The 14,229-nt window shown below is 38.1% G+C and carries 11 protein-coding genes, 26 tRNA genes and 1 rRNA gene; 2 read left to right on the top strand and 36 right to left on the bottom strand.

Annotated elements, in window-relative coordinates:
• The first annotated feature begins 16 nt into the window (after nucleotides 1–16).
• Nucleotides 17–850, top strand: coding sequence for an RluA family pseudouridine synthase (locus N9R04_RS09245; RefSeq protein WP_262856476.1), 834 nt, complete (start codon nucleotides 17–19; stop codon nucleotides 848–850).
• A 384-nt stretch (nucleotides 851–1,234) separates the two neighbouring features.
• Here N9R04_RS09245 and fumC read toward each other — a convergent pair whose 3' ends face one another.
• From fumC to N9R04_RS09200, 9 genes are all read right to left on the bottom strand, one after another.
• Nucleotides 1,235–2,620, bottom strand: coding sequence for a class II fumarate hydratase (fumC, locus tag N9R04_RS09240; RefSeq protein ID WP_262856475.1), 1,386 nt, complete (start codon nucleotides 2,618–2,620; stop codon nucleotides 1,235–1,237).
• A gap of 674 nt (nucleotides 2,621–3,294) precedes the next feature.
• Nucleotides 3,295–3,699: a hypothetical protein gene (locus N9R04_RS09235; RefSeq protein ID WP_262856474.1), complete on the bottom strand. Its 405-nt coding sequence runs from the start codon at nucleotides 3,697–3,699 to the stop codon at nucleotides 3,295–3,297.
• A gap of 145 nt (nucleotides 3,700–3,844) precedes the next feature.
• Nucleotides 3,845–4,012: an SAS053 family DNA gyrase inhibitor gene (locus N9R04_RS09230; RefSeq protein ID WP_262856473.1), complete on the bottom strand. Its 168-nt coding sequence runs from the start codon at nucleotides 4,010–4,012 to the stop codon at nucleotides 3,845–3,847.
• A 32-nt stretch (nucleotides 4,013–4,044) separates the two neighbouring features.
• Complete coding sequence (locus N9R04_RS09225) at nucleotides 4,045–4,644, bottom strand: 6-phosphogluconolactonase (RefSeq protein ID WP_262856472.1); 600 nt, start codon at nucleotides 4,642–4,644, stop codon at nucleotides 4,045–4,047.
• Between the two features lie 125 nt (nucleotides 4,645–4,769).
• A complete protein-coding gene (gene trmL / locus N9R04_RS09220; protein WP_262856471.1) occupies nucleotides 4,770–5,249 on the bottom strand; it encodes a tRNA (uridine(34)/cytosine(34)/5-carboxymethylaminomethyluridine(34)-2'-O)-methyltransferase TrmL in 480 nt (159 codons plus the stop codon).
• A gap of 2 nt (nucleotides 5,250–5,251) precedes the next feature.
• A complete protein-coding gene (gene queG / locus N9R04_RS09215; RefSeq protein ID WP_262856470.1) occupies nucleotides 5,252–6,379 on the bottom strand; it encodes a tRNA epoxyqueuosine(34) reductase QueG in 1,128 nt (375 codons plus the stop codon).
• Between the two features lie 443 nt (nucleotides 6,380–6,822).
• Complete coding sequence (locus N9R04_RS09210; RefSeq protein WP_262856469.1) at nucleotides 6,823–7,881, bottom strand: PTS sugar transporter subunit IIC; 1,059 nt, start codon at nucleotides 7,879–7,881, stop codon at nucleotides 6,823–6,825.
• 199 nt (nucleotides 7,882–8,080) lie between these two features.
• On the bottom strand, nucleotides 8,081–9,040 hold the full coding sequence (locus tag N9R04_RS09205) for a metal ABC transporter solute-binding protein, Zn/Mn family (RefSeq protein ID WP_262856549.1): 960 nt from the start codon (nucleotides 9,038–9,040) through the stop codon (nucleotides 8,081–8,083).
• A gap of 659 nt (nucleotides 9,041–9,699) precedes the next feature.
• Nucleotides 9,700–10,623: an alpha/beta hydrolase gene (locus tag N9R04_RS09200; protein WP_262856468.1), complete on the bottom strand. Its 924-nt coding sequence runs from the start codon at nucleotides 10,621–10,623 to the stop codon at nucleotides 9,700–9,702.
• A 167-nt stretch (nucleotides 10,624–10,790) separates the two neighbouring features.
• Here N9R04_RS09200 and N9R04_RS09195 point away from each other — a divergent pair, with 167 nt between their 5' ends.
• Entirely contained in the window at nucleotides 10,791–11,336 is a 546-nt protein-coding gene (locus tag N9R04_RS09195; protein ID WP_262856467.1) for a TetR/AcrR family transcriptional regulator, read from the top strand.
• 476 nt (nucleotides 11,337–11,812) lie between these two features.
• Here N9R04_RS09195 and N9R04_RS09190 read toward each other — a convergent pair.
• The 27 genes from N9R04_RS09190 to rrf all read right to left on the bottom strand — a co-directional run bounded on the left by N9R04_RS09190 (nucleotide 11,813) and on the right by rrf (nucleotide 14,219).
• A tRNA-Leu gene (locus tag N9R04_RS09190) sits at nucleotides 11,813–11,896 on the bottom strand.
• A gap of 42 nt (nucleotides 11,897–11,938) precedes the next feature.
• A tRNA-Gly gene (locus N9R04_RS09185) sits at nucleotides 11,939–12,012 on the bottom strand.
• A gap of 8 nt (nucleotides 12,013–12,020) precedes the next feature.
• Nucleotides 12,021–12,095 (bottom strand) — tRNA-Gly (locus N9R04_RS09180).
• A 9-nt stretch (nucleotides 12,096–12,104) separates the two neighbouring features.
• Nucleotides 12,105–12,179, bottom strand: a tRNA-Gly gene (locus N9R04_RS09175).
• An 8-nt stretch (nucleotides 12,180–12,187) separates the two neighbouring features.
• Nucleotides 12,188–12,261 (bottom strand) — tRNA-Cys (locus tag N9R04_RS09170).
• A 5-nt stretch (nucleotides 12,262–12,266) separates the two neighbouring features.
• A tRNA-Gln gene (locus tag N9R04_RS09165) sits at nucleotides 12,267–12,338 on the bottom strand.
• Nucleotides 12,339–12,350: 12 nt separating this feature from the next.
• A tRNA-His gene (locus tag N9R04_RS09160) sits at nucleotides 12,351–12,423 on the bottom strand.
• 2 nt (nucleotides 12,424–12,425) lie between these two features.
• Nucleotides 12,426–12,499, bottom strand: a tRNA-Trp gene (locus tag N9R04_RS09155).
• An 8-nt stretch (nucleotides 12,500–12,507) separates the two neighbouring features.
• Nucleotides 12,508–12,592 (bottom strand) — tRNA-Tyr (locus N9R04_RS09150).
• Nucleotides 12,593–12,597: 5 nt separating this feature from the next.
• Nucleotides 12,598–12,673 (bottom strand) — tRNA-Thr (locus N9R04_RS09145).
• A gap of 5 nt (nucleotides 12,674–12,678) precedes the next feature.
• Nucleotides 12,679–12,751: transfer RNA gene (locus N9R04_RS09140), tRNA-Phe, on the bottom strand.
• 4 nt (nucleotides 12,752–12,755) lie between these two features.
• A tRNA-Asp gene (locus tag N9R04_RS09135) sits at nucleotides 12,756–12,831 on the bottom strand.
• 9 nt (nucleotides 12,832–12,840) lie between these two features.
• Nucleotides 12,841–12,914 (bottom strand) — tRNA-Met (locus N9R04_RS09130).
• Between the two features lie 13 nt (nucleotides 12,915–12,927).
• Nucleotides 12,928–13,017, bottom strand: a tRNA-Ser gene (locus N9R04_RS09125).
• Nucleotides 13,018–13,040: 23 nt separating this feature from the next.
• Nucleotides 13,041–13,133 (bottom strand) — tRNA-Ser (locus tag N9R04_RS09120).
• 8 nt (nucleotides 13,134–13,141) lie between these two features.
• Nucleotides 13,142–13,215, bottom strand: a tRNA-Ile gene (locus N9R04_RS09115).
• Between the two features lie 24 nt (nucleotides 13,216–13,239).
• Nucleotides 13,240–13,313 (bottom strand) — tRNA-Met (locus tag N9R04_RS09110).
• Between the two features lie 16 nt (nucleotides 13,314–13,329).
• Nucleotides 13,330–13,405, bottom strand: a tRNA-Ala gene (locus tag N9R04_RS09105).
• A 14-nt stretch (nucleotides 13,406–13,419) separates the two neighbouring features.
• Nucleotides 13,420–13,493 (bottom strand) — tRNA-Pro (locus N9R04_RS09100).
• A gap of 6 nt (nucleotides 13,494–13,499) precedes the next feature.
• Nucleotides 13,500–13,573, bottom strand: a tRNA-Arg gene (locus N9R04_RS09095).
• An 8-nt stretch (nucleotides 13,574–13,581) separates the two neighbouring features.
• A tRNA-Leu gene (locus N9R04_RS09090) sits at nucleotides 13,582–13,671 on the bottom strand.
• A gap of 7 nt (nucleotides 13,672–13,678) precedes the next feature.
• Nucleotides 13,679–13,753: transfer RNA gene (locus N9R04_RS09085), tRNA-Gly, on the bottom strand.
• 3 nt (nucleotides 13,754–13,756) lie between these two features.
• Nucleotides 13,757–13,839 (bottom strand) — tRNA-Leu (locus N9R04_RS09080).
• Nucleotides 13,840–13,846: 7 nt separating this feature from the next.
• Nucleotides 13,847–13,922: transfer RNA gene (locus N9R04_RS09075), tRNA-Lys, on the bottom strand.
• Nucleotides 13,923–13,929: 7 nt separating this feature from the next.
• A tRNA-Thr gene (locus N9R04_RS09070) sits at nucleotides 13,930–14,005 on the bottom strand.
• A 16-nt stretch (nucleotides 14,006–14,021) separates the two neighbouring features.
• Nucleotides 14,022–14,097 (bottom strand) — tRNA-Val (locus tag N9R04_RS09065).
• Nucleotides 14,098–14,104: 7 nt separating this feature from the next.
• Nucleotides 14,105–14,219 (bottom strand): 5S ribosomal RNA (rrf, locus tag N9R04_RS09060).
• Between the last annotated feature and the right edge of the window lie 10 nt (nucleotides 14,220–14,229).

Below are 14,229 nucleotides of genomic sequence, written 5' to 3'. Positions count from 1 at the left end.
GAGGAGTGAATATAATATGAAGATTACAATCGCCGAAGCTTTTAATGGTATGACTCTACGAGAACTCTTTAAATCTCTACATCTACCTAAGAAAGAATTGCACTTACTTAACATGTCAAAAGATATCACTATAAATGATAAAGAAGCAAAACTAACTGATGTTGTTCACACTAACGATGTCGCTTTTATACCTACTCCACAAGATAAAAGCAATTATCTTCCAAGTTATAGATACGCACAAATTTATTACGAAGATGCAGATATGTTAATCGTATTAAAACCTAAAGGCGTAAAGACGCATCCGAATGATTTAAAAGAAAGTAATACTTTAATGAACCATATTATTTATACGGTAGATAGCGATTATGTAGAACCGATACATAGACTTGATCAAGAAACTGTTGGTCTCTTAATCGTAGCTAAAAATCCTCTAATGAAAAAATTACTTGATCGCATGCTAGAAGAGAATGAGATCGATCGCATCTATAGAGCTAAAGTCAAATCCTTACTACCAGTCAAACCTCAGACTATTGACCTTCCTATAGGTAAAGATAAATTTAAATCTAATAAGAGACGTGTATCTTCCACAGGTCAACGTGCTATAACGCATATTCTTAAATCTGAAATGTTAGAAGAAAACGTGTGCCAATTAGATCTCAAACTTGATACAGGACGTACGCATCAAATCAGAGTTCATTTGGCCGAAATGGGCTACCCGGTACTCGGTGATCCAGTCTATGGCAATTCAACACTGCGCCAATTACAATTATACAGCCATCGCGTTGAACTCATACACCCTTTCACCCGAGAATTAATTTCAGTCAGTTTAGATGATGAGCCAATTAATTGAGCGGTCTCTCCCCGTCACCATTAAAGATTTAAAAGCCGACGCGCTGATGATATGGTATTACCTACTCATTTTTAAAGAAATACTACGTTGAGTGCTTCATAAATTATATCCTATAGTTATTATCATAGCGTTAAATATTAAGGATACAAACGAGGCTTGGGCCTAAAGGTCTTTAACTAGAGAGAAAGAGGCTGGGACATAAATCCCAGCCTCTTCAACATCTCGGCAGTAGATGACTGATTTGAAAATGCGCTTGTACCAAGCTTTTTTCAATTCTAGTCATCTTTGCCGGGGCGGGACTACGAAATCTTTTTATTCAACTTAGATTTCTGTCCCGCTCCCGTATTTCTCATTTAAATAGTTTTTAAAAAGGAGATGATTGATTTATCTCGGTTCTACCATATCTTCTGGATTGATCCATTCTTCAAATTGTTCCTCAGTTAAGTAGCCACTTTGAATAGCAGATTCTTTGAGTGTTAAACCTTCTTTATGAGCTTTTTTAGCAATTTGAGCTGCTTTTTCATAACCTATATGTGGGTTTAAAGCAGTAACTAACATGAGTGATTGATTTAAATAATTGTCTATATTTTCTTCGATCGGCTCTATACCAACCGCACAATTTTTATTAAATGTTTCCATGCCGTCAGCAAGTAAGTAAATGGACTGTAATGTATTGTGAAGAATAACCGGCTTGTACACGTTTAATTCGAAATTCCCTTGTGAACTAGCGAATCCAACGACTGTGTCATTACCCATAACTTGAGTAGCTACCATAGTCAACATTTCACATTGAGTAGGGTTCACTTTACCAGGCATGATGGAAGAACCAGGTTCATTTTCAGGAATAGAAATTTCCGCCAAACCTGCACGTGGGCCAGAAGCTAACCATCTAATATCATTACCAATTTTCATTAAATCACCAGCAAGGGCCTTTAAAGAACCATGTAATTGCACTACTTCATCATGCGCAGTTAGAGCATGGAATTTATTGTCTGACGATACGAAAGGATGACCTGTGTTATCAGCAATGTGCTGTGCCACACGCTCTCCAAATTCAGGATGGGCATTAATACCAGTACCCACAGCAGTACCGCCAATAGCTAAGTTTAGAATATGTGCTTTAGATTCCTTAAGCAATTCTTCACAACGATCTAACATAAAGCGCCAGCCACTAATTTCTTGTCCTAGTCGAATAGGTGTGGCATCTTGTAAATGCGTACGACCGATTTTAATAATATCATGAAACTTATCTTCTTTTTCTTTAAAAGTGTCACGTAAAGTTTTTAGTGCGGGTTCTAACTTGTCTTCAACTTCGCCATATAATGCCACATGCATAGCTGTTGGGAATGTATCATTTGAACTTTGTGATTTGTTGACGTCATCGTTAGGATGAATACTTTCTTCACTATTATGATCTTTGAGGTACTCATTTGCAACGTAACTAACCACTTCATTTACGTTCATATTACTTTGCGTACCGCTACCTGTTTGCCAAACTACTAAAGGAAAATGGTCGTCTAATTCTTTATTTAATATCTTGTCACACGCGTAAACGATCGCGTCTTTTTTAGCCTCAGATAGCTTTCCTAAATCAAAGTTTGCTAACGCAGCAGCACGTTTAAGTTGTGCGAATCCATAGATCACTTCAATAGGCATCTGCTCTTTACCTACAGGGAAATTACGTTTACTACGTTCTGTTTGAGCTCCCCAGTATTTATCTGCAGGAACCTCTATTTCTCCGAAAGTATCGTGTTCAATTCTTACTGACATTCATTTTCTCCCCTTTAATTGATTATTTACTGTAAGTATAGCATTATTCATTTTATAGGGGCAATCATGAGATAGAACGCTTTCATATTTGAGGTGTTCCTTGTAAATAGAGTAGACCAACCATTATCGTTATCAATTACTCAAGAGATTGCAATGGGAGCGGGACAGAAATCTAATTTGAATAAAAAGATTTCTGTCCCGCTCCCTCGTCCTTAATTTACACTAAATAACTAAATAGATAACTATTAGACTGCTCACTAGCTTAGGGCAACATATGACAGTGAAGTCAATTTGATTGTAGCCACTCTTTTTTAACAGTTCGAACCACTTACGAAGCCAACTTTTATTCTCATTTATAAAAAAGCACTAAGAAATCATCTATTAAAAAGATTCTTTCTCAGTGCCTACCACCTTGGAATTGCTCTCTTGTCACTCGCCTACAAAGTGCTGATCGATTTTTCAAATCCACAACTATAAATAAAAAGTATAAAATTAAAAAATAATATCTCAGTGTATTCAGTTTAATATTTTTTAAAAGTTATTCTAATATCTTAGCACACTCAAATGAGACTGCAGCGGCTACCATACGATCAGGCTAAAGAATTGTAGATTCAATTTACGCTTTTATAGCTAGATTTCTATGCGAGCTTTCACCCCGTCTAAAAAGTGATGATTTATGGCTGAGAACTTGAAAATTCTACTTTTACCGCTTGCACTATCGCAATGGCCGTTAAAACAAATAGCACTAATCCTATAACAAGAGTAACGGGACTAATAGTAATTAGAAAGCCTAATACGCCATGCAAGTTGCTATAAAAATCATCGAGCACCTTGAATAAAATACCAGTTATAAGTATGCAACAAATCACACTAATAACTACACCTGTTTTATTACTTTTGATAAAAGTTTGAGCGCTAACGTCATCTACTAACCCTCTAGATAAGTTAAGTTGCATTTGAATAACTTTAAATAAAATAGGCAAATAGAGAGCACCTATCGCCATAGGAAAACCTTTAATTGAAAGTAAATTAACTAAAAACGCTGCTATCATAATCCATTTCCAATATTTATGTAACATACTAAATCTCCACAACAATATTTAATATAGTAAGACGAACATAAAATGCTATATATAAAAAGAGGAGGGTTTAAATACTTAGTTAACTTAATTATAATTATTCCCTACCTCTTTTTATATAAAGATATTGTATTTAAAATATAAATTATGTGTCTAAATCGGAACGTACAGTAGAATCATGGTCTTTATCTAACTTCTCTGCGTCATTCTCTTCAGAGATTTGCTCCATTTCCTTACCAAGTTCAACAATGTCTTCATAATCATCAACCATTTCATTTTCTGGTTGTTCATCTATCTGTTTATCGTTCTTCACGAAAGCCACCTCTTTTATGACTAAGTCAATATTTAAGCAAAACGATATGTGAAGTATTCTCTAACATCATCAGGCAAGCCCTCAGCTGCCGCTTCATCTAAGATAACGTTTACCATACGATGCGTTTTTAAATCAGCTGGTTCATAACTCGTTTTACCATTTTCTTGATATAACTTCTGTACAGCTTCCTTCTTATCACTGCCCGTAATAACTAAGAAAACTTCTCTCGCCTTCATAAGACCGTTGCGGACACTTACATCAGTTTTTCCTTCGTGAGTGATAGAACATACTTGCGTGATTAACTTACCTTTATTTTCTTTAGTTTTAATTTTCTCGCTGATTAAATTTTCAGCATCATCATCGAATGAAAGTTCATAGATTTGTCCTTCTGGCACACCTAAAGCGTGGTAGAATGAACGGTTATTATCGTAATCTAATACGTTAATTTGGCTGAAATCAACCGCATGGCGATCTACATCTTTTTTCAATTCATCCAACACAGGTGCAAATTCATGAGATAGATGAATACCTGCGATAGTAGTAGGATTGTTATTAAATTGCTTTCTCAATACATCTGCAGTATATGTCGCAACAGACTCTTGATCTTTTAATACTTTAAAGTTCATTGCCATAATCGATTACACTCCTCTAATACTTTTCAAAACGTCATCTAACATTATTTCTACCTTTACCCTTAATATTAAACTAATAAACGTAGTGCTAGGGCATGGTTAGTACTTCACTGGTTCTCACTGTGCTAAAATTCTTGATCCAAACTCGGAAAGCCTTGTTGTCTTAAAGCTTCATAAATAATTAATGAAGCTGTATTAGATAAATTTAGCGATCTAATATTGTGGTTGATAGGTACTCTTAAGGCTGTGTCATGATATTGATCTTTCACCCATTGAGGTAAACCAGTAGTTTCACGTCCGAAGATAAAGTAATGCTCGAGACTCGTATCGGTGAAATCAAAGTCTGAATATACCTTACTCCCAAATTTTGTCAGTAAGTAGTACTCTCCATCTGTATGTTCAAAAAAGTCCTCGATACTTTCATGATAAGTTATATTCACGCTATGCCAATAATCTAAACCGGCTCTTTTTAACATTTTATCATCTGTACTAAAACCTAGTGGCTTTATTAAATGTAAATGTGTATTAGTCCCTGCACAAGTGCGAGCAATCGTGCCCGTATTGCCAGGTATTTCAGGTTGAAAAAGCACTATATGATTTGTCATGTTTAGTTTCTCCCCATTTCTAATCCTTTTAACATCTCTTGTTGCACTTCTTCTATCTCCTCATTGTAATGGTCTTCAATAAATAATTTGGCCTCATCACCTAGAATTTGGCCAATTGCCCAATAAGCTGTACCTCGGATCATAGGTCTCGGGTCTGTAAGAGCTACCTCTTGTAAATCAGGTATAGCCGTTTCTTCTTTGAAATGCGCTAAAGCAATGATTGCGTTACGCTGAATAGGTTTCTTTCCTCGCCATGCTCCTGCTAAGTGACCATAATTATTTTTAAATTCTCTATTGCTCATTTTTAGAAGTGGTACTAATCTAGGCTTCAGTATTTCTGGCTCTAAGACGATATCATCATGTTGTGTATTAATCCCTCTATTACGAGGGCAGACTTGTTGACAAGTATCACAACCGTATAAACGGTTACCTATCTTATAGCGATATTCGTCCTGTAAATAACCTTTCGTTTGAGTTAAAAAACTAATACATTTCTGTGCATTTAATTGACCATTTCCAACCAGAGCTCCTGTCGGGCACCGATCAACACACATTGTACAATCACCGCAACTATCGATAAGCGGGTCATCGGGAGGAAATGGGATGCTTACAAGCATTTCACCCAAGTACGTCCAGGTGCCTAGATCAGGGTTAATAACAAACCCATTACGACCTGTGTATCCTAAACCCGCTCGCTCAGCCACAGCTCTGTCAGAGAGAACTCCAGTATCAACCATCGATTTCATTTCAACATCTGGTACTCTTTCCTCTATGTATTCAGCTAACTTATCGAGACGTTTACGCATCAAGTTATGATAATCCTGCCCCCACGAAGCTCGGGCAAACATACCGCGTCTATCACCACGTCTACTACGAGGGGCGCCTTTCAACTTATTCGGGTAACCAACTGCAATGGCAATAATGGATCTAGCCGTGGGTAAAGATAGTTTAGGTTCAGTACGTAATTGTATATCTGACTCTTCAAAACCTGAAGCATAACCCTTAGAATGATAATCTACTAACTTTTGTTTAAGCTCATCAAATGGATCAGCAGTCGTAAAGCCGATACTATCTATGCCGATTTGATGTGCATAATCAATAACATCTTGCTTAAATTGATGTAAGTCCATAATTCATACCACCCTGCATTAACTGCAGAATAATTTTAACATATTTATAAAAAGCTTAATAGAAAACAATTTAGTCCTTTAATGGTGAAATATTTATAATAATAAGTGAACATTCGCTTGCTTGAAGTAATTTCCACGTTACTCCCTTCAACGCAGGTCGAGTCAAATTATGTTGATCAATGATGACATGCCATTTCAATTGTTAAAGGGAGCGGGACAGAAATCTAATTTGAACAAAAAGATTTCGTTGTCCCGCCCCGGCAAGGATGACTAGAATTGAAAAAAGCTTGATACAAGCGCGTTTTCAAATCAGTCATCTACTGCCAAAATGCTGAAAAAGGCTGAGACATTACATTATGTCCCAGCCTCTTTCTCTCTAGTCAAAGACCATTATGTCCCAGCCTCCAATTACTCATTATCCGTCTTCTCATCAAATTTCAGCGCTACTGCTTTGTGATTTCAAATTTAAATATTTCATCGTTATATTTCCCTATTAATCGTTTACATAAAGAATGAACTAAGAAACCACTCACGAAAGGAATTATTAAATAAGCGAAGACCAGAATAATTATATTTGTAGTAGCGTCCCCTGACATGCGATTAAACGCATTGATTGGACCCACTAAACCTGTATAACCAAATCCAGCAGACATCGGAGTCCCTTTAATTTGGAAGAAATACGCTACTAGACCACCAATAACACCATTTATCGTTAGTGGTATCATAATGATAAGATTTTTAAAATACACAGGAATCATCATCTTTGCTGCTCCTATGAATAATACCATATTAACACCGATACTATTAACCTTCAGTGAACCGAATATAAATGTCACGCAAGCTGCAACTATTCCTAAATTTGCGGCACCGCTACCTAATCCACTCAATCCTATAGCAGTTGCGATGGCTACTACAGAAATAGGGGTTACCATAAGCAAAGCATAGGAAACGCAGATGAGAATGGACATTAACAGAGGATTAAGCTCTGTAAATGAGGCGATGAGATGGCCTAAACCCTTAGTCACTTTACCTACATATGGTAAGGTAAACAAACCGATGCTACCACTTAATATTGGGATGACGACCGGCAATATTATCATCTCTAGAGAACCTAACTTATTTCTAAGTAGTAAAAATAAAGCACAAGCAATTGATACTACGACTATAGTGTTAATAATGTCACCAATTCCTTTTAATTGGATGGCATTATTAGAGTAAACGATGGCCCCTGATCCAAGCATTGCAGAGAGTCCGACCATCGTAGCTCCTGCACCACTAAATTTAAATTGATGTGCTGCCATTATACCTACTATGAAAGCCATAAATGATTGAATAACTATAACCAGTTGATAAGAGAGTTCTAAAAAAGGATGACCCTCTTTAAAGAACTTTAGCAATTCACCAAGTAAGGCATTAGGTATTAATGCAATAACCACTCCCGTTCCAACTGCATTTAAAATATTAATAAAAAACTGTTTAAAAGTTAACCTTGTTTCAGACATAGCTGCTCGTCCTCCGCATAATTTTAATAGATTAATAATATAATATTCGGTGTTAAACCTCAACGTAAAATTTGACGTACATGAAAGAAAAAAATAAGGATTGAAATTAAGTTTTGACTGCTTAACTTCAATCCTGTTTAAATTAGGTTTTCGCACCTAAATTAAATTGGCTAATTTAGCTACAAAAAGAAATCATGTTCTATTCATTTAAGGCCTTATCTAACGATTTAATGTTCTCTCTCATAATTGATTGATAAGTGACATGTTTTTTATCCTGCTCATCTTTCGTTAGTACTGATAAATTATGGAATTCTAAAGGTTTAACTTTAGTTTCTTTTCTGATTACGTCTGTAACTTTAGATGGAATATTTTGCTCATATAAGACATATGGTTGATCAGAAGATTTAATATCATTAATCATCTTCATAACTTTCTTTTGGCTTGGCTCTTCATCATTCATGCCATTAACACCTTCTTGTTCAAAATCATAACGATGTGCAAGATACCCTAAAGAATCATGAGAGATAATGACTTTATCTCGTTTTTTATTTTTAGTAATTGCTTTTAGATCCTTATCTATATCAGATAGATCTTTAACTAATTTTTTATAGTTTTGCTCATAATAATCTTTATGCTTAGAATCCTTAGCTACAAGTTTATCCTTGATTTGTTTAGCAAATTTCTTATCTAATTGAGGATCTAACCAGACATGTGGATCTGTGCCTGAATGGTCATGGTCATGATCGTGGTCATGCCCTTCTTCATGTTCATGGTCATGATCTTCCTCTTCCCTCAAGAGGTCTTCTTTAGTTAGATTATCAGCTAAAGCTAACTTCTTATCTTTATTATCAATTGACTGACTGATTTTTTTACCAACTGGATCTAAATCATCACCTGAGTAAATAAACAGGTCCCCTTTTGCTATATCAGTCATTTTCTTTTGAGTAGGCTCATAGGAGTGAATGTCGGCACCAGCAGGATAGATTGATTTCGTATTGACATATTTACCGCCAATTTGATCTACAAAGCTTTTATAAGCAAAGACAGTAGTATGTATAGTCATCTTATTGTCTTGACTGACCTTTTTATCTTCTTTACCACAACCAGTTAAAGCTATAGTTAGAATAAAAGCACTTAGTATAAATAATATTCTCTTCAACATGTTAACCTCCAAATCGAAATAATTACGTTTAATAGCATACACTGATTTCGTCTCATTTGCAATACCTAAATTGTAATCATAACGATTTAAAGTGTTGTTAGGAGAGCAATAGTTACCTTTTAAACATCAATTTATAATCATATACGACAATTTGTTAAGGCTCTTCTGTTAAAAACGCTTAGAATAGAGGAGAAACCTCTTAATAAGCAGAAGGATTTTACTCATTATGAGGAATTAATTTGTTATTAAATAAAGGGAGCGGGACAGAAATCGATTTTGAATAAAAAGATTTCGTAGTCCCGCCCCGGCAAGGATGACTAGAATTGAAAAAAGCTTGATACAAGCGCATTTTCAAATCAGTCATCTACTGCCAAGATGTTGAAAGAGCTTGAGACATTACATTATGTACCATTTTCTCTGTGTTGGGGCCCCACCCCAACTTGCTGTGCTTGCGGAAACTGGTTTACCAGTTTCTCTGTGTTGGGGCCCCCTGCTCAAATCCTAAACGCTTTTGTACCGACCTCTTTCCTACGATTAGTCAAGCGCTTCTACAATAAAATAACCATACTTAACTCAATCATTTTCTTTGTCTCTACATCGTTTGCAATGATTTAATCTACAAACTTTACGTATTGATCATAATTAAAATAAAAATTTTATAACTTCTCTTTATAAAATGGAATTAATCCAGATAAAGCCTCATCCACAGCTTTCGGTTGATCGTACAAATCATAATGAGAGGCCCCGTCAACAATGTGAAGCTTTTTATCTTTAGTCAATGCGTTATCAAATAAATGATATGCAAAACGGTAAGAACCAAAGCCACCTGGTACGCTACCAGCGACGATATATAGTGGTTGATCTAATAGTTTATCCACTAAATGATAAGCATCAAAACCTGCCACTTCAATATTGCTTAAAAGACGATAGCGATTGATTGAATTTTCGTGATAACCACGTTCCGTACGGTAGTAATCGACAGCTTGTTCGATATCGATATCATTAATACCTGCTTGCTGACGTTGTTCTTCAGAATCGGGAATATATTGAGTATATGCGACATCATCACCTGTTGCCTCTGCCTCGCGCTGTTTAGCAAGATTGTGTAACATATCTAATGCTGCATTCGGTGATAAATCCCCTTCTCTAGTTAATGTCCCGAAATCTGCACCTACCACAGAACCTACTGCTTTTATACGTTTATCTGTCAGACTAGCGTTGACAGCGTATCCACCACCGCCACAGATACCTAAGATGCCAATACGTGTATTATCGATAATAGCTAACGTATTTAGAAAATCAATTGCATATTTCGCATCCTCTACACGATAGTACGGGTTCTCAATATAATCTGGTTCTTCATGTAATTCACCTTGGTGACCTGCGTCAAATACAAACGTCACAAAACCCTCGTTAGTTAAATGTTTTGCGTATATACTTGCAGTTTGTTCTTTGACGCTACTAATAGGATGCATAATGACTATTGTTGGTAATGGTTTATCAGATGCTTGTTCTGGCGTTCTTAAGATACCAGTAGTATATATATTTCTCGTTTTAAATTTAAGATTCTGCTCTTTCATTGTAACTACAACTCCTTTATAATTTAATTCTCTATAGATACGTAATACTCATTTGTGTATAATCTGATAATAACAAATAATTTTATATTTACTATTCATATTATTTAAATAATGAGAAATAATACTCACCTTTAAAAATATGGGTTATAAGAGAGGTAGATTAATAAATGGACTTACGAGTTGTAAAAACAAGACAAATAATTAATGACAGTTTCTTCGAATTATTTAATACTATAGGTTTTGATAATATCACTGTAAAAAATATTACTGATAAAGCTCAGATTGGACGTAAAACATTTTACTTACATTATATGGATAAATTTGATTTATTAGATTCAATCGTAGATAAGAAATTTAAAGAATTAGAAGATATTTGTGAAGCCAAAAAAGAGTTAGGTTTAAAAGAAGGAACAAAAATTTGGTTTGACTACTTTGAAAAAAACAAATCTTTCTTTAATCGATTATTTAACATTCAAATTGCTAATCAGTATAAGAAAAAGTTACAACTGTTTATTGCGAATGAGCTCAAAAAGAAGGAAGAGCTAGAACATCTTACTAAAACTCAACCTGACTATGAATTATTTATTCAGTTCTTTGCAAGTGGTGTAATTGAATTAATCAATATATTTCTAACAAAGAAGGAATCACAAAAAGAACATATAGTTTCTCAACTTGTTTACTTAATGGAACTTTTTACTGAAAGAAGTAGATAATTTATGCGAGAGATAATATGTTCGGATTCATATATCTTCCCTAATCATCCTGTAGGTCAAAAATGTTAAACAACCAATTTTTGTACAATTTAGTAACTTGTCAGATAAATAGCAAGAGGATATTTCAAACGCGCTTTTTAAAGGCTCTTTGTCAAATAGGACTGGTTGAAGTCGTCAGTCCTATTTAGTATAGAGCCAAAAAATGGCACGTGCCACATACCTAGAGACTTTCGTGCCATTTGAGTGCCCTTTTTATTTATATTCTATAGTTAGAAAGTAAAAGGGAGCGGGACAGAAATCTAATTTAAATAAAAGATTTCGTAGTCCCGCCCCGGCAAGGATGACTAGAATTGAAAAAAGCTTGATATAAGCGCATTTTCAAATCAGTCATCTACTGCCAAGATGATGAAAGAGACTGGGACATTACATTATGACCCAGCCTCAGTATATTATGATACTTAATTCATCACTATAAATACCGGTGGTCGGGTTCGAACCGACACTCCTCAGAAGGAACGGGATTTTGAGTCCCGCGCGTCTGCCAATTCCGCCACACCGGCTTATTAAATATAGAAAAAACTTCCACATTGGAAGCAAATCGATGGAGCGGAAGATAGGACTCGCACCTATATCTCGTTCCGGGAAGGAACGTGTTCTAAAATTGAACTACTCCCGCATATTTAATGGAGCGGAAGATAGGACTTGCACCTATATCTTGTTCCGGGAAGGAACATGTTCTAAGTATTGAACTACTCCCGCATATTTTAATGGAGCGGAAGATAGGACTCACACCTATATCTCGTTCCGGGAAGGAACGTGTTCTAAAAATTGAACTACTCCCGCGTAAGACATGGAGGCGGCAACCGGATTTGAACCGGTGATAAAGGTTTTGCAGACCTCTGCCTTACCACTTGGCTATGCCGCCAATAACTGGGCTAGCTGGATTCGAACCAGCGCGTGACGGAGTCAAAGTCCGTTGCCTTACCGCTTGGCTATAGCCCATCAATATGAAAGGGCGGTTGATGGGAATCGAACCCACGAGTGTCGGAACCACAATCCGATGCGTTAACCACTTCGCCACAACCGCCATGGCAGGGACAGTAGGAATCGAACCCACATCAAAGGTTTTGGAGACCTTTATTCTACCGTTGAACTATGTCCCTATTATTAATGGTGGAGGGGGACAGATTCGAACTGCCGAACCCGAAGGAGCGGATTTACAGTCCGCCGCGTTTGGCCAACTTCGCTACCCCTCCGAAGATGGTGCCGGCCAGAGGACTTGAACCCCCAACCTACTGATTACAAGTCAGTTGCTCTACCAGTTGAGCTAGGCCGGCACATATGGTTCAGGACAGAGTCGAACTGCCGACACATGGAGCTTCAATCCATTGCTCTACCAACTGAGCTACTGAACCATAATGGCGGTCCCGACGGGAATCGAACCCGCGATCTCCTGCGTGACAGGCAGGCGTGTTAACCGCTACACTACGGGACCTTTAAATAATTGCGGGAGGCGGATTTGAACCACCGACCTTCGGGTTATGAGCCCGACGAGCTACCGAACTGCTCCATCCCGCGGTAATAGAAAATACGGAGGAAGAGGGATTCGAACCCCCGCGGGCCGTTAAGCCCCTGTCGGTTTTCAAGACCGATCCCTTCAGCCGGACTTGGGTATTCCTCCATGATGATATATTAATAATTAAATGGCGGAGGAGGAGGGATTCGAACCCCCGCGGGCCGTTAAGCCCCTGTCGGTTTTCAAGACCGATCCCTTCAGCCGGACTTGGGTACTCCTCCAAATGATATGGACCTTGCAGGATTCGAACCTGCGACCGAACGGTTATGAGCCGTTAGCTCTGACCAACTGAGCTAAAGGTCCTAAATACGATTTATCACTTTATAATGGCGGTGGAGGGGATCGAACCCCCGACCTCACGGGTATGAACCGTACGCTCTAGCCAGCTGAGCTACACCGCCATATTCAATTATAAAATGGTGGAGACTAGCGGGATCGAACCGCTGACCTCCTGCGTGCAAAGCAGGCGCTCTCCCAGCTGAGCTAAGCCCCCATTTTAAAACGTTATCGGGAAGACAGGATTCGAACCTACGACCCCTTGGTCCCAAACCAAGTGCTCTACCAAGCTGAGCTACTTCCCGTAAAAACGCGCCCGATAGGAGTCGAACCCATAGCCTTCTGATCCGTAGTCAGACGCTCTATCCAGTTGAGCTACGGGCGCATAATAGATGGTGCCGAGGACCGGAATCGAACCGGTACGGTGTTCTACACACCGCAGGATTTTAAGTCCTGTGCGTCTGCCAGTTCCGCCACCCCGGCGTAAAAATGGAGCAGAAGACGGGATTCGAACCCGCGACCCCAACCTTGGCAAGGTTGTATTCTACCGCTGAACTACTTCTGCTTATGCGGGTGAAGGGAGTCGAACCCCCACGCCGTGAAGGCGCTAGATCCTAAGTCTAGTGCGTCTGCCAATTCCGCCACACCCGCAAATGAATGGTGAGCCATAGAGGATTCGAACCTCTGACCCTCTGATTAAAAGTCAGATGCTCTACCAACTGAGCTAATGGCTCTTAATGATGGTGCCGGCCAGAGGACTTGAACCCCCAACCTACTGATTACAAGTCAGTTGCTCTACCAATTGAGCTAGGCCGGCAATATTTAATTTAAGATGGTGGAGGATGACGGGATCGAACCGCCGACCTCCTGCTTGTAAGGCAGATGCTCTCCCAGCTGAGCTAATCCTCCATCATTTGCCTGGCAACGTCCTACTCTTGCGGAACGTAAGTCCGACTACCATCGGCGCTAAGGAGCTTAACTTCTGTGTTCGGCATGGGAACAGGTGTGACCTCCTTGCCATCGTCACCAGACAACAAATGT

Source organism: Staphylococcus marylandisciuri (assembly GCF_025519785.1).
Classification (GTDB): domain Bacteria; phylum Bacillota; class Bacilli; order Staphylococcales; family Staphylococcaceae; genus Staphylococcus; species Staphylococcus marylandisciuri.
This window is presented reverse-complemented; position numbering and strand designations above follow the sequence as displayed.

What these genes read in the sequence shown, in the direction of transcription:
- N9R04_RS09245 (WP_262856476.1), top strand. Translation starts at nt 17, where the DNA reads ATGAAGATTACAATCGCCGAAGCTTTTAATGGTATGACTCTACGAGAA.
- trmL (WP_262856471.1), bottom strand. Translation starts at nt 5,249, where the DNA reads ATGACAAATCATATAGTGCTTTTTCAACCTGAAATACCTGGCAATACG.
- queG (WP_262856470.1), bottom strand. Translation starts at nt 6,379, where the DNA reads ATGGACTTACATCAATTTAAGCAAGATGTTATTGATTATGCACATCAA.
- N9R04_RS09200 (WP_262856468.1), bottom strand. Translation starts at nt 10,623, where the DNA reads ATGAAAGAGCAGAATCTTAAATTTAAAACGAGAAATATATATACTACT.
- N9R04_RS09235 (WP_262856474.1), bottom strand. Translation starts at nt 3,699, where the DNA reads ATGTTACATAAATATTGGAAATGGATTATGATAGCAGCGTTTTTAGTT.
- N9R04_RS09225 (WP_262856472.1), bottom strand. Translation starts at nt 4,644, where the DNA reads ATGGCAATGAACTTTAAAGTATTAAAAGATCAAGAGTCTGTTGCGACA.
- fumC (WP_262856475.1), bottom strand. Translation starts at nt 2,620, where the DNA reads ATGTCAGTAAGAATTGAACACGATACTTTCGGAGAAATAGAGGTTCCT.
- N9R04_RS09210 (WP_262856469.1), bottom strand. Translation starts at nt 7,881, where the DNA reads ATGTCTGAAACAAGGTTAACTTTTAAACAGTTTTTTATTAATATTTTA.
- N9R04_RS09195 (WP_262856467.1), top strand. Translation starts at nt 10,791, where the DNA reads ATGGACTTACGAGTTGTAAAAACAAGACAAATAATTAATGACAGTTTC.